At 33.1% G+C, this 14,851-nt stretch carries 13 protein-coding genes; 3 read left to right on the forward strand and 10 right to left on the reverse strand.

Features of this window, described 5'->3' with window-relative positions; genetic code table 11:
* Positions 1 to 64: 64 nt before the first annotated feature.
* The 7 genes from hpt to pth form a co-directional block, all read right to left on the reverse strand.
* The gene (gene hpt / locus CS873_RS07610) at positions 65 to 610 is read right to left on the reverse strand and encodes a hypoxanthine phosphoribosyltransferase (RefSeq protein WP_099975229.1); all 546 of its coding nucleotides are present in this window, start codon (positions 608 to 610) and stop codon (positions 65 to 67) included.
* Positions 603 to 1,946, reverse strand: a complete 1,344-nt coding sequence (gene tilS / locus CS873_RS07615) for a tRNA lysidine(34) synthetase TilS (RefSeq protein WP_099975230.1) — start codon at positions 1,944 to 1,946, stop codon at positions 603 to 605. Before tilS ends, hpt begins: the two co-directional genes overlap by 8 nt.
* Before the next feature lie 47 nt (positions 1,947 to 1,993).
* On the reverse strand, positions 1,994 to 2,389 hold the full coding sequence (locus tag CS873_RS07620) for an FtsB family cell division protein (protein ID WP_099975231.1): 396 nt from the start codon (positions 2,387 to 2,389) through the stop codon (positions 1,994 to 1,996).
* 84 nt (positions 2,390 to 2,473) lie between these two features.
* Positions 2,474 to 2,716: an RNA-binding S4 domain-containing protein gene (locus tag CS873_RS07625; protein ID WP_099975232.1), complete on the reverse strand. Its 243-nt coding sequence runs from the start codon at positions 2,714 to 2,716 to the stop codon at positions 2,474 to 2,476.
* Entirely contained in the window at positions 2,717 to 4,282 is a 1,566-nt protein-coding gene (locus CS873_RS07630; protein WP_099975233.1) for an oligosaccharide flippase family protein, read from the reverse strand.
* The gene (gene mfd / locus CS873_RS07635) at positions 4,272 to 7,793 is read right to left on the reverse strand and encodes a transcription-repair coupling factor (RefSeq protein ID WP_099975234.1); all 3,522 of its coding nucleotides are present in this window, start codon (positions 7,791 to 7,793) and stop codon (positions 4,272 to 4,274) included. Before mfd ends, CS873_RS07630 begins: the two co-directional genes overlap by 11 nt.
* A gap of 12 nt (positions 7,794 to 7,805) precedes the next feature.
* Positions 7,806 to 8,363 carry an aminoacyl-tRNA hydrolase gene (gene pth / locus CS873_RS07640; RefSeq protein WP_099975235.1) on the reverse strand — a complete coding sequence of 186 codons (558 nt, stop codon included), beginning with the start codon at positions 8,361 to 8,363 and terminating at the stop codon, positions 7,806 to 7,808.
* 164 nt (positions 8,364 to 8,527) lie between these two features.
* Here pth and CS873_RS07645 point away from each other — a divergent pair, with 164 nt between their 5' ends.
* The 3 genes from CS873_RS07645 (at position 8,528) to ald (ending at position 11,607) form a co-directional block, all read left to right on the forward strand.
* Positions 8,528 to 9,514 (forward strand): L-lactate dehydrogenase, encoded by a 987-nt coding sequence (locus CS873_RS07645; RefSeq protein WP_099975236.1) that lies wholly within the window; start codon positions 8,528 to 8,530, stop codon positions 9,512 to 9,514.
* A gap of 183 nt (positions 9,515 to 9,697) precedes the next feature.
* The gene (cbpA, locus tag CS873_RS07650; RefSeq protein ID WP_099975237.1) at positions 9,698 to 10,360 is read left to right on the forward strand and encodes a cyclic di-AMP binding protein CbpA; all 663 of its coding nucleotides are present in this window, start codon (positions 9,698 to 9,700) and stop codon (positions 10,358 to 10,360) included.
* 125 nt (positions 10,361 to 10,485) lie between these two features.
* Positions 10,486 to 11,607, forward strand: coding sequence for an alanine dehydrogenase (gene ald / locus CS873_RS07655; protein WP_099975238.1), 1,122 nt, complete (start codon positions 10,486 to 10,488; stop codon positions 11,605 to 11,607).
* Positions 11,608 to 11,643: 36 nt separating this feature from the next.
* Here the strand turns inward: ald and alr are convergent, their stop codons facing one another.
* The 3 genes from alr to cshA form a co-directional block, all read right to left on the reverse strand.
* A complete protein-coding gene (gene alr / locus CS873_RS07660) occupies positions 11,644 to 12,744 on the reverse strand; it encodes an alanine racemase (protein ID WP_099975239.1) in 1,101 nt (366 codons plus the stop codon).
* Positions 12,737 to 13,105 (reverse strand): holo-ACP synthase, encoded by a 369-nt coding sequence (acpS, locus tag CS873_RS07665; protein WP_099975240.1) that lies wholly within the window; start codon positions 13,103 to 13,105, stop codon positions 12,737 to 12,739. Before acpS ends, alr begins: the two co-directional genes overlap by 8 nt.
* A 103-nt stretch (positions 13,106 to 13,208) precedes the next feature.
* Complete coding sequence (gene cshA / locus CS873_RS07670) at positions 13,209 to 14,798, reverse strand: degradosome RNA helicase CshA (RefSeq protein ID WP_099975241.1); 1,590 nt, start codon at positions 14,796 to 14,798, stop codon at positions 13,209 to 13,211.
* Positions 14,799 to 14,851 lie beyond the last annotated feature (53 nt).

The raw sequence follows: 14,851 nt of genomic DNA on the forward strand, positions 1-14,851 counted from the left end.
TAACGAAAATATTGTAACATTTAATTAATAATATATGTACATAATTTAGACTAATATCATTAAATTATTTCGTATTATATACTTCTGGCTTTAAAATACCAACATAAGGTAAATTACGATATTTTTCATCATAGTCCATACCATATCCTACTACAAATTCATCTGGAATTTGAATTCCAGTGTAATCAACTTTGATAGATTTAACACGTCTATCAGGTTTATCTAGGAAAGATACAATCTTTATTGAATTAGCCTGACGTGCGTTCAAAAGATCCAATAATGAATCTAATGTGATACCTGTATCAATGATATCTTCGACGATGACAACATCTCGTCCCTTGATTGATGTATCCAAATCTTTGATGATTTTTACTTCACCTGTAGAAACAGTATTTTCGCCACCATAACTTGAAACATCCATAAAATCATATTCAAGTGAAACATCAACATTCTTTATTAAATCCATCATGAACATAGCTGCACCACGTAAAATACAGACAAATAGTGGGTTTTTACCTTCATAATCTTTTGATAATTGAGCGCCTAATTTTTTGTTAGTTTCTAAAATTTGCTCTGGAGTTACTAGAATTTCTTTAATATCGTTATTCATAAGAATCCTCTTCAAATTTGACTTTCCAAAAATAATTTCCGTTATTTAAATAATCCCTTAAACGGTAGTTTTTTTCAACCCATACAACCTGATTATTAATACTCAAAACAAGTAATTTATCTCGACGTTCTTTTGGAACTTTTTTGTCGATTAATCTGCGACTTAACTTTTGATGATGCCCATCTTGTATTAAAAGAAGATCTCCATCTATTCTGTTTCTCAGCTCAATTAAAGGATCCGAATTATCTGTAGAAAAATCAGCATCTTCTTCAGGACAACTTTCAATTAGTATTTTTTTATTATCAATTTTCACCATTTCATTAATTGATATATTTTTTGTGAATTGATTCTTCTTTTTACTCTGAACATTAATTGAAAATTTATCATAAGACTTAAGGAATACATGTCCCTTATCCAAGTCTACTTTAAGGTTAGGTCTATCAGATTTAATAATGGAAGTTATCATTTCAATTTGTCGATTACTAACCTTTATTGCGGTCAAATTTTTTGTGAAAAATCTTCCCCAAAATAGTGAACTCTGTTCATCATTTAAATCAAACACCGGCGATACTAAACCACTAATATCATCAGATGATACCTGTACATTCATTTTTTGTTCTAATTGGTCAAAATACCTGTTCCCTAACTGGAGCAGGCCTTTCAATTGTTTATCGAATAATTCAAAATGTTCTAGATACTGACCATTTTCTTCTTCAAATAATGGCAGAACACTGTTTCTTATCCGATTTCTTATTGTTATATCTTCAGAATTAGTTTCATCCTCAACAAAATCTATTTCTTCCTGATCGGCAATTTCTTTGATATCTTGTTTTGAAAAATTCAACAGTGGTCGAACAATTTGAAATTCTTTAAAGGGTCTTCTTACTTTGAGGCTAGAAATTTCATATAAATTACCTGAACGAATCATCTTCATCAAAATATTTTCAGCAATATCATTTTGATGATGTGCTGTTAGAAGAGTATCAAAATTCTCCGTAGACATCACATTGTAAAAATAGTTATAGCGATACTCCCTGGCCTGTACTTCCATACCTTTAGAAATATCTCCTTGATGATTCCAAATTGATGAGTAAAAAGTTATTCCTTTATCTTTACAATATTTTTGGACAAAATCTGTATCAAATTTACTTTGTTCACGTAAATCATGATCCACATTAATAACTGCAAAATCAGATTTATCACAGATTTCTTCAATAGTTTGCAGCAAAACCATTGAATCTACTCCACCAGAAACAGCAACTAGTATTCGGTTAGCTGAAAATTTATTTAGTTGTCTTTTTACATCGTGTACCATTTTCAGCAAGCTAAGCACCATTATTTTTCTCCATTGTAATTAAATAAGGTTGAGACTAAGTCTCAACCTTATTTATCAATATTTGATGTTGCATCTTCAGGTAAATTATAAACTAGTTCACCATCTTTTGTGTACATATACTTATCTCGAATATATTTTTCTAGATAACTTTTGTTGTTTAATTGTTTGACTTCAATCTTTAAATCTTTATTTGTTTCTCTTTGACTTCTCAAATTATCACTAGTTTTTGAGATACTCTCATTTGTCTTTGTGTATGTTGCATGTGAGGAGATAATTTGTGAACCAAAATAAAGGCAAATAATTGCAAAAACTATACCTATTACAATTAATCGTCTTTTGTGGACACTTCTAACATATGATTGTCGATCTGATATTTGCTTATTTACTTGTGATTTAGCACTAATCACAGAAAAAGCTGAACCTTTTATTCTTCGAACTTCCATAGATTTTCCCCTTGATCTTATGTATCGAGTATATCAAGTTTTTAAATTTATGGACAAAATTTTAATACAATATTAAGAAAATCTTTAAACAATTTCCTCAAACATATCTGCTGACTCATTTTTCTTAGTTGTTTCTTTTATATCCAAAACTTTTATTTTCATAGTCTTCTCACCAAATTGAAGTTCCATGATATCTCCTATAGCAACAGAAGTTGAAGATTTGGCTGGTCGTCCGTTTATCAATACACGACCGTTATCTGCAAATTCTTTTGCTACAGTTCTACGCTTTATAATTCTACTTATCTTTAAAAATTTATCTAATCTCATTTATTTATCCTCAATTTTCATAATTCTGGTGATAAATTTACCCTTAGGCAAAATTTGCCATTCGTTTACATCTAAAACTTTCCAATACTTAGTTATAACAAAGTATAGTATCACCCCTACAGGAATTGAAACTATACATATTAAAACCCCAGACAATCTTGTTAAATCTAGTAATTTCATCATTAATAAGGAAATTATTTCAACAAAAATTCCCATAATCAATGATGTTACAAATACTTTGGAAATAAATTTAATACTCAACAAACTATTTGTTGTAGTCTTTTGATAACTAATAAATATCCAGATTAATAATATTAGCTCACTAGCAATTGTAGAAATCGCAGCACCTAGTATTCCAAAATGAGATACTAGTAATATATTAAGTCCTATTTTAATGAAAATAGAAACTCCAAATGCCAATAGCTTACTAATATTTTGTGATTTATCTTCACTAGAAATAACAACTATCAGATTGATCAAAGATATCAATATAATAGACAGTAAATATACCCCTATCGTGATAGATCCTCTGCTATCTTTGAACAACATTGTGTTAATAACTGGCATCAATGCTAATAAACCAGCTGTTTCAGCAAATGATAACCAAATACAAACACGTACCATTCTGGAAATGATCTGGCGATTATTATTTGATCTTCTTAGCTGGGGCATGATACTTGAAACAAATGATAATGATATAACAATACCTAATTGTAAAATTGGTTGTGCTCGATCAAAAATACCCTTCTGTACTTCAGCATCATACAAAGAAAATCCAAATAATTTCAATTGATGAATCATTGTGAAGGTGTCAATTAACTGATAAAAAATTGTAATTCCTGTAAAAGTTACAATCAAGACAATTTCAAAAACTAGACCTTTGCTGATTACTAAAGGTTTAGTTTTTTTGGTTTTTTCTTCATTTTTGATACGAGAAAAATATATATAAGTTATTAACAGAATGAAAATAGAAGCAATCCCACCAAAAAATGCACCTGAGTTTGCTAATGTTCCCATTTGATAAAGATTAATAGTTCCTTTACCAAATATAATTGCACTGACAATTATTATGAATACTCGTACTATCTGTTCAACAACTTGAGAAATTGCACTAGGTTGCATCAGTAAATCTGATTGGAAATATGCTCTTAAATTACTTTCTAATGGAACCAACAAGAAAGCCAAACTAACTATCTTGACTTCATTTGTTAGACCTATATCACCCATCAATAAGGATATTTGATCTGAAAAAACAACTAAAAAAGCTGTGATAAAAACTGAAATTATCGTCAATATCCAGAACAGTCTAAAAAATAATCTTCTCTTGGATCTTTCATTATCCTGATCAGCGTAAACTTTGGACAATACTACTGGCAATCCAGTCAGTGAAAGAACAGTAAATATTCCATATATTGGATAAACCTGTTGATATATAAAATATCCTTGATCACCAACAATGTTTTGTAGAGGAATTCGATAAACTGCACTCAAAAATTCTGATACAAATGAAGCAATAGCTAGTATCCAAGCACCTTTGACAGCTCGGCTGCTATAATTATTTTCCATCTTTAGGCTTATCCTCTTTTAATTTATCGAAAACTTCTGCCATTTTTTGAGCAAAATTAACCGATTGTTCAACCCAATTGTCGACTGAAGATGTATCTAACATAATTTTAAATTCATCATCGCTATTATTGACAGTTGCTTTCATCTCAGTATTACCCAACAATCTAAATACCAAATCACCTGTTAGATAATTGTTGGCATTCTTAGCAAACTTAACAGTAACGATATTATCCTTCATCATTGCATTTTGAACCAGTGATTCATCTAAATAAGCCTTCAGTAGACTGACTTGAAGTAAGTTATCAACTTCTTTAGGGTATTCGCCAAAACGATCAATTAATTCAGAACGTACTTCTTGGTAATTTTCTTCTGAGTCTATCTGACGTATACGTTTATATAGTTCAACTTTTTGATTTTGGTCTTCAATATAATCACTTGGAATATAAGCTTCTAGTTGAAGATTAACTTCTGAATTTGTTTTTTCAGTCTTAGTTTGACCACGCTTCTTAGCAACTGCCTCATTTAACATTTGAGTATACAAATCAAAACCAACTGAATCAATAAATCCATGTTGTTGTTTACCTAAGAGATTACCAGCACCACGAATTGATAAGTCTCGCATGGCAATCTTAAACCCTGATCCTAACTCTGTAAAATTCTTGATGGCTTCTAGTCTTTGTTCACCAACCTCAGTTAGAACTTTATTACGTTTATACATTAGATAGGCATACGCTACACGACTAGAACGACCTACACGGCCTCTTATTTGATACAACTGTGATAACCCATATTGATCAGCATTTTCTACAATTAGAGTATTGGCATTAGGCATATCAACACCTGTTTCAATAATTGTGGTAGTGACTAAGACATCATATTCTCCTGCCAAAAAATCAGCTATAACACCTTCCATTTGTGTCTCTGTCATTCTTCCATGAGCTATAGCTATCCTTGCTTCTGGAACAAATGTCTGAATCTCATCAGCAACTCGATCCATGTCTTCGACACGATTATGTAGATAAAATACCTGTCCGCCTCGCTCCATTTCACGACGAATAGAACTAGCTACAACTTCAAAGTTTTGTTCCATTACAAAAGTTTGAACAGGATATCTATTACTTGGTGCAGTTTCAATAACTGACAAATCACGTACACCTAACATAGACATATTCAATGTTCGAGGAATTGGTGTAGCTGTCAAAGTTAGAACGTCAACATTTGCTTTTAATTGCTTGATTTTTTCCTTGTGCTTAACTCCAAAACGTTGCTCTTCATCAATAATTAATAAACCAATATCTTTGAATTCTATATCATCCGATAACAGTCGATGTGTTCCAACTACGATATCTATTTCACCATTTTTTAATTTTTCAGTGGTTTCTTTGACTTGTTTGCGAGATTGAAATCTTGATAGAACACCAATATTTATTGGAAATCCAGCAAATCTTTCACGCATATTGTCGTAATGTTGCTGTACCAATAAGGTTGTTGGTGCTAGGAAAACTACCTGTTTACCATTTTCGGCGGCTTTAAAGGCTGCACGAAAAGCAACTTCGGTTTTACCAAATCCAACATCCCCTATTAATAAACGATCCATTGGATGTGGTTTTTCCATATCATGTTTAATTTCGTCAATTGACCTCAGTTGATCAGGTGTCTCTGGATAAGGAAAGGCATCATCAAACTGATTTTGTAGTTCATCATCCTTGGGAAATGGATATCCGACTTCGGATTCACGTTGTGCATATAGTTCAATCAAATCATCAGCGATATCTTCAATATTTGATTGAACTTTACTTTTAGTCTTACTCCATTCCTTACCACCAAGTTTATTAACTTTAGGTGTTTTACCTTCTGCAGAAACATACTTTTGAACAAGATCTAATTGTGATACAGGAATGAATAATCTTCCGTCATCTTTATACTCGATAGTAATGTAATCTTGATGTTTACCATCTACTTCCATGGTCTGCATTCCGGTAAATTTACCAATACCATGGTTAACGTGAACTACATAATCACCAGGTTTTAACTCATTGTAACTTTTTAGTCTTTCTGCGTTGGCTAAAGTCTGATGACGACGACGTTTAACTTTTTTGTTGAATAGTTCTTTCTCAGTAATTACAGCCAATTTATTTTGAGGTAATTCAAAACCTTCACCAAACGGATTTTCAATTACCTGTGTTCGACCATCAATGATTTTTTCTGAGCTTGTAACGATAGCGCTGATTTCAAAATCTTCCAATGTTCTCATTATTGAATCAACACGTTTTTTGTCATTCAAAATAATCAATACTGTATATGCTTGCTTTTGCCAGCGACCTATTTCAGATTTTAGCAATGGCATTTGACCAAAAAATTGCTGCATACTTCTAACGGAAACATTTTCCAATTGATCAAGTCGAATACGCCCCATTCCTTGTTGGAATGCGGATAGATAAATTTGGGTACTTTTATTATTTGGATAAATATCCATAAATTTTTGACGAATATTTTGATTAGGTAAAATTTTACCGTATTCTAATTGACTAGCTAAATAGGATTGATTATCAGAGTAGTTATTATTTGATTGCTCAACTAAACGATTGTATTCATCAAAAATAACAATGTCATCTTCAGACATGTAGTCTAACAAACTTGTTTTAGTTGTGTCTAAATAATCAACAATTCTACTCAAATTATCAGGTCTATTACCTTGAGATAATTCTGACAACAAAGATCCAAAACTATTCTCTAGATTTTCTTTTACGATCTTATCGTCTATCTCTATTTGACTGTCATAGTCTTCTTGTAGCTTTGCTGCAGCTGCTGATAGTTGCTCTGATGTAAAAATCCGATCCACTGCCGGTAAAATTTCTACGGATTTTAATCCATCAATACTACGCTGACTTTCTGTATCAAAGGTACGTATATTTTCCAGTTGATCTCCAAAAAAGTCCATTCTAATCGGATCATCCATATTTAATGGATAGATATCGATAATATCCCCTCTAATAGAAAAATCACCTGGTTTGGCTACGAGCTTTTCTTTTATATAACCCATCTGAACAAATGTTTTATTAAGTTCTTCTAAGTTATAATCTTCATCTAAAACTAAATTTATCCTAGATTTTTCATATAATTCTTTTGGTGAAAGAATATACTCCAATCCAGAAATAGACGTCACTAATATCCCAGCTTTTTCGCTAGTAATAAAATCTAGTGCATCGATTCTTTGAGCCAGTTCATCAGGTGAACTAGTTGCTAGTTCTGATGAAACCGCCTCTTCAACTGGGAAAATATGTGTATCAATATCATCTACTAAATTTAATTCATCAAACAATTTATTAGCGTGAAAATTCGTATTTTCAACCAGTAGGATTTTTTTATTTGTTCTCTTAAATGAATCCAACACAAATAGGGAAATCGTTGATCCAACCAACCCTGTCAATAAGTTCTTAGTTCCAGGTTTGACTTGATCAATAAATTTCCCAAGGTCTAATTTATTTGAGATGTAATCAGTTAATTCCACAATATACCTCTATTAGTTATATTTGTTCATTAACTGGTCGACACTTTCTCCGTCTATCCAATCTTTAACTGCATTGACTGCATTGTCAATTCCTGACAGTGCCACAGGTTCTTCATCCTTAGAGAATGGTGTCAGAACCCAGTTAACTACAGATTGGCGTTGTGGATGTTGAATACCAACTTTTACTCTAGCAAAATCTTGAGTTCCTAGAGAAGAGATGATGCTTTTAATCCCGTTGTGTCCACCAGCTGAACCTTTTTGTCTTATTCTTATTTTTCCGATAGGAATATCCATATCGTCTTGTATAACCATAATTTCTGAAGCTTCGACCTGAAAATAACCCATCAACATACGGACAGCTCGACCTGATTCATTCATGAATGTAAGTGGTTTAACAAAAAATACCGTTTCTCCATTTACTTTGAATTTAACAAATTCTGCTTGGAAGTCTGTTTTGGTTCTTGTTTCACCATAATCTTCCATTAATTGATCAATCGCCATAAACCCCATATTGTGTTTTGTACGATCATATTTTTTACCGGGATTTCCTAATCCAACAACAAATTTCATTGCTCTACCTCATTTCGAAATTCCATTATAACACTACACGCTTACAATATCTTTATAAGAAAAGTGAATTATAAATGTAATTTTTATGTAAATGCTGTTATTTTTAGAAAGTTATTTGTATAATTAAATTGAACTAATTTAATTTTGAAAGGACATTTTTAAATATGACAACTCCAACAAACGAAAAAAACCACCAAAAAGTACTTCTAGTTGGTGATGGTGCCGTTGGTTCTACATTTGCTTACGCAATGACACTTCAAGGTATCGCTCAAGAATTTGTAATTTGCGATATTGCTAAAGAAAAAACAGAAGGTGACGCATTGGATATCGCCGATGCACTACCATTCTCTGCCGCACCTAAAACAATCTACTCAGGTGACTACTCAGACGCTAAAGACGCTGATCTAGTTGTTATCACTGCTGGTGCTCCACAAAAACCAGGTGAAACAAGACTTGACCTTGTTAACAAGAACCTAAACATTTTGAAATCAATCGTTGATCCTATCGTTGAATCAGGATTCAATGGTATCTTCCTTGTAGCTGCTAACCCAGTTGATATTCTTACATATGCAACATGGAAACTATCTGGTTTCCCTAAGGAACGTGTTATTGGTTCAGGTACATCACTTGATACAGCACGTCTACGCAAATTTGTTGGTGAAGAACTAAACGTTGACCCAAGATCAGTACATGGTTACATTCTTGGGGAACACGGTGATTCAGAATTTGCTGCATGGTCTCACTTAACAATCGGTGGAATCTCAATGCACGAATGGATGGAAAAACATCCAGAAATCACTCAAGCTAAACTTGATGAAATTTATGACAACGTTGTTAACGCTGCATACAACATTATCAACCGTAAAGGTGCTACATTCTACGGTATCGGTACAGCTCTAGCAAGAATTTCTAAAGCACTTCTTGGTGACGAAAATACAGTGCTACCATTATCTGTTTACATGACAGGTGAATATGGTGTAAACGATGTATTTATCGGTTCTCCAGCTATCGTTAACCGTAAAGGTCTACGCGATATTCTTGAAATTCCTCTTACAGATACTGAAAGTGCACAAATGAAGAAATCTGCTGATGAACTTAAAAAAGTTATCGAAGATGGATTTGCTGCAACAGGAATTGAAGCTCGTCAATAATCATCATTTTAAAAAGTCTATCCTCCAACAGGAGATGGGCTTTTTATTTTGCCCAAAATTAACATTCAAATCCCCTTACGATAGTATTTAGATGCCTTAAAATTATCATTAAATTAAGAATCTTTTAATTTTTAAGATTTTAATGTATTATTGTAATTAATAATAATTGACCGGAGGAATATCATGCTAGTTAAATCTTTAGTTCAAACAAAGGATCATCTAACTACAGTACAAGAAACTGTTACCTTAGAAGAAGCATTAAAAATACTTGAAGACTCAGGCTTCCGTTGTGTACCTATTGTTGATGAAACAGGTAAAATATTTAGAGGAAATATTTACAAAATGCACATTTATCGTCACAAATCTCGTGGTGGCGATATGACTCAACCCGTAACTTCCCTACTAAAAAATGCCACAAAAACTATCAGTGTAGACTCACCCTTCTTTAAAGTATTTTTCAACATCAAAGATTTACCTTATATTGCAGTTTTAGATGAAAATAATAATTTCTATGGCATTTTAACTCACTCACGTCTATTGAGTATGTTGTCTGATGCATGGAAAATGGATATCAGTAGCTACGTTCTAACAGTTAGTTCTCCAGGAGAACACGGTGATCTGGAAAAAATGTCAAAGATTATTTCTAAGCATTCTTCTATTACAGCATGTATTACTTTAGATAGTAAAAATAATGAAGTAGTTCGTAGAACTCTATTCTCTCTTCCTTCAGATACTGATATAGAAACATTGAAAGTAGTAATTAACAAACTAGAGAAAAAAGGTTTTGTTGTGTCAGAAATTGATGATATTCATTCTGGAAAAATTTTAAATAAAGCAAATATATAAAAGGAACTATCCACTTGGATAGTTCCTTTTTTTAAAATAATTATATTGTTTGTAAGATTATAATTTGGTTGATATACTTAACTAGCAATTGTAAACGATTACAAAACTAGGAGGGTATATCGATCATGAAAATTGGAATTCCTAAAGAAATTAAAAATAGAGAAAATCGCGTTGGAATGACTCCATCCGGTGTTGATAATTTAATACGTTCAGGAAATGAAATTTTGATAGAATCAAACGCTGGCCTTGGTTCTGGTTATTCTGACGACCAATATAAAAATGTTGGCGCAAAAATTGTAAATGTAGACGTTGCTTGGTCTGCAGATATGGTCATTAAAGTAAAAGAACCAATGAAAGAAGAATATAAGTATTTCCGACCAAATTTGATAATTTATACGTATATGCATTTAGCTGCAAATAAAGAATTAACTGAAGAACTTATGGCCAAAAAAGTTACATCAGTAGCATATGAAACTATGATAGGTCCAAAAGGTGGTTTGCCATTATTGGTTCCAATGAGTGAAATTGCAGGCCGTATGTCAGTTCAAGTTGGTACTCATTTCTTAGAACAAATAAATGGTGGAAAAGGTGTTCTGATCGGTGGCGTTCCAGGAGTTCGCCGAGGTAACGTAACTATCATTGGTGCAGGATCAGTAGGATTTAATGCAGCCAAAATAGCAATTGGAATGGGTGCAAATGTTACTATACTAGACATAAATGCACAAAGACTTGCAGAAATCGAAGATATTTTTGATGGTAAAATTAATACATTAATATCAAATACACATAATATAGCTGAATCAGTTAAAAAATCAGATATTGTTGTAGGTGCGGTACTTATCCCTGGTGCGGCTGCTCCTAAGCTAGTAACTAAAGAAATGGTAGCTTCAATGGAGCCAGGTTCTGTGGTTGTTGATATACCTATCGACCAAGGAGGTATATTTGAAACCAGCACTCATGCAACTACACATGATAATCCAGTATACAAGGTTAATGACGTAATACACTATACAGTGGCAAATATACCTGGTGCTGTTCCAAAAACTGCTACCGAAGCACTTTCAAGTGCTACACTACCTTATGCCTTACAAATTGCAAACAAAGGATTAATTGAAGCATCAAATAATTTCACTATTCAATCAGGTATTAATACATTTGATGGTATGCTAACAGAAGGAGCAGTATCAGAAAGCTTAAATATTCCATTTCATAAATTTACAAATTTGTCTGAATCAGTTAAATCTTAATTAAATAAAAAAACCTCACAATAATTGTGAGGTTTTTTATTTATAAATTCTAGGTAAATGTTCAGCCAAACTACATAAAATTTCATAGTTTATTGTTCTAGAATATGCAGCTGCATCTGTTGCAGTGATAGTTTCATTTCCATCAGTACCTATTAAGGTAACCTTGCTGCCAACTGGCACTTCATGCGGTAATTTAATCATAAATTGATTCATGCAGATACGACCAACGATTGGACATCTCTGTCCATCAACTAACACATCAAATCCAGACATTCTACGTAACCATCCATCAGAGTACCCCATAGAAACTGTACCAATCCATTCTTCCTCGGATGTAGTGTAAGTTGCTCCATAACCGATTTTTTCACCTGCTGGAACACTCTTAACAAATGCCAATGAAGAATATAACGATAGAGCTGGTTTTTGCTTATAAGGCAATTCTGTGATATCTGTCCCTGATGGATTTAGTCCAAACAATCCAATACCAAAACGAACCATATTTATTCCAATATCTTCATGCCACAAAGCTGTTGCTGAGTTAGCACAATGAATATATTTAAAGTCAATTGGTAAATTGCTAATCATTTCATTGAATCTTTTGCGTTGAATTTGAAAATAGCTGTCATCTGGACTATCTGCCGTTGAAAAGTGTGTGTAAATACCTTCTGCTATGAACTTGTTAGTGTTATTTTCAATGAATTCACATGCCTCAAGCAAATCAGATTTCTTTCGGAATCCTATACGGCCCATGCCACTATCAATGCTTAAATGTATTTTTAGATTATTTACCTCAGCTTTTTCTAGCCATGGTAAATCACCAACTGTTAATGAAATATCATTATCTGCTGCAAATTGTGCATATTGATATGGTGTGATACCCAATACTAAAACTGGGGCACTTATTCCAGCCCCTCTTAATTTTGCAGCTTCATTCAGTGTTGCAACGCAGAGTCCACTAACACCATGTTCAAGTACCAACTTAGCGACTTCCACCATACCATGTCCATAAGCATTAGCCTTAACAACGGCAAAAACTGTTGCATCTTCGGGTAATATCTTCATTTGGTTTTGTAAATTATCTATCAAGTTATCTTTATTAACTTCAATATAAGACGGTATGTAATCTAATTTATTCATTGTTGTTAGACTCCTCTAGAATAACTTCAGTGATTACTAATTCATCAGTATCAGAAATTGAAACATGGATTGGTCCATCATATATATCAGTTTTGATATATGGTTGACCTGATTCATAATTTAATATGCTTAAATCATGGAATCCTACTTTACCCAAACCGGTTCCCATTGCTTTAGAAAATGATTCCTTAACTGAAAAACGTCCTGTTAAAAAAGTCATCTTTGCTTTTAAAGTATTACGTTGATAGAAAAGTTCTTTTTCTTCTTCAGTTAATACCTTTTCTATGAAATTAGGATGTTTTGTATAAATATCCGTCACACGACCTATTTCAGCAATATCAATTCCTAATCCTTTAATCATATTAATTATCTCCATTTTTTCTATAAAAAAAGGCACAGTAATTAGATTAATTACCCTACCTTTTAAATAATATTATAACATTTTAGTTGTTTTTATAGCTTAATTAGATACTTGTTCTAATCTTGAATGACTTCTTAGAAGAAGACTTTCTATTAGATGAGTTAGCCTTATTTCCTGGATTAGTTCTACTCTTTGAGTGAGTATCTTTTCTACTAGTACCATTACGGCTGCCTGAGCTATCACGATCTCTATCGCGGTAACTACGTCTTTGGCCTCCACGACTACTGCCACCATGTCCATTACGAGAACGGTTGCCTGAATGACCACCGCCTCCTCTTCTGTTACCGCCTCTAGATGAACCACCACCACGAGAAGGAAGTGGTCTTTCTGGTGTGATATTAACAGGAACACTGTGTTCATCCTTAACAGCTGAGTTCAAATAAATTTGAACCAATTGTTCTGGTGTGTATTTCTTTAATAATTCTTCAGCTGGTTCTTTAAAACGATCCAAACCTTTGCCGTGTGCAAGAGTACTCTGTATTTCCTCTTCAACAGCTTCCATTTGACCTTTTACCAATTGATCATCAGTAGGAGGTGCAAGTGGTGTCATGCGTTTTTTAGTTAACTTTTCAATTGCTCTCAAGTAACTAGTTTCGTTTGGTGCAACAAATGTAACTGAAACACCTGACTTACCAGCACGTCCAGTACGTCCAATTCTGTGGACATAACTATCTTGATCTTGAGGAATATCATAGTTATAAACATGAGTAACACCTGAAACATCGATACCACGAGCAGCAACATCAGTAGCTACTAGATATTCAAGCTTTCCAGATTTGAATTTCTTCAATACACTAGAACGCTTATCTTGGGACATATCTCCGTGGATACCTTCAGCTTTGAAACCACGAGCTTGTAATCCGCGAATTAATTCGTCAACACGTCTCTTTGTACGTCCAAAAATAATACCAAGATCTGGTTGTTGAACTTGCATAATACGTGTCATCATATTGAATTTTGTAAATTCTTTTGAATTAACATAATATTGTTCAATGTTGTCAGCTGTTAGTTCTTTTGATTTGATTTGAACAACTTTTGGATCTGTCATGAATTTCTTAGTGATATTCATGATTGGTTTTGGCATTGTTGCTGAAAATAGTAGTGTTTGGTGTTCATTAGGAACATTTGAAAGAATACTTTCGATATCTTCAATGAATCCCATATCTAGCATTTCATCAGCTTCATCTAAAACAATTGTTCTTACATTTCCCAATTTGACTGTTTTACGATTGATATGGTCAAGTAAACGACCAGGTGTTCCTACAACAATTTGTGGGTGGTTTTTTAAACCATTAATTTGTCTTCTAATATCAGCTCCACCGAAAACGGCTTGAACTTTGGCGTGCTTGTCACGACCTAATTTTGCAAGTTCTTCTTGAGTTTGAATTGCCAACTCTCTAGTTGGTGAAATGATCAAAGCTTGAACTGCTGGGTCTTTAGTATCAATACTATTTAAAATTGGTAAACCAAACGCAGCAGTTTTACCTGTACCTGTTTGCGCTTGTCCAATTACGTCTTCACCTGTTAATACAAGTGGAATTGTTTCTGCTTGGATTGGTGTAGCTTCTACATATCCAACTTTTTCTACCGCACTAATTAAAGTGGGGTCTAAACCTAATTCATTAAATTTCACAAATTTCCTCCGAGTCTACGCCTTTTTTGGCATAAAAAACTAATTTACCATTT

The organism is Companilactobacillus metriopterae, assembly GCF_002762335.1.
GTDB lineage: Bacteria > Bacillota > Bacilli > Lactobacillales > Lactobacillaceae > Companilactobacillus > Companilactobacillus metriopterae.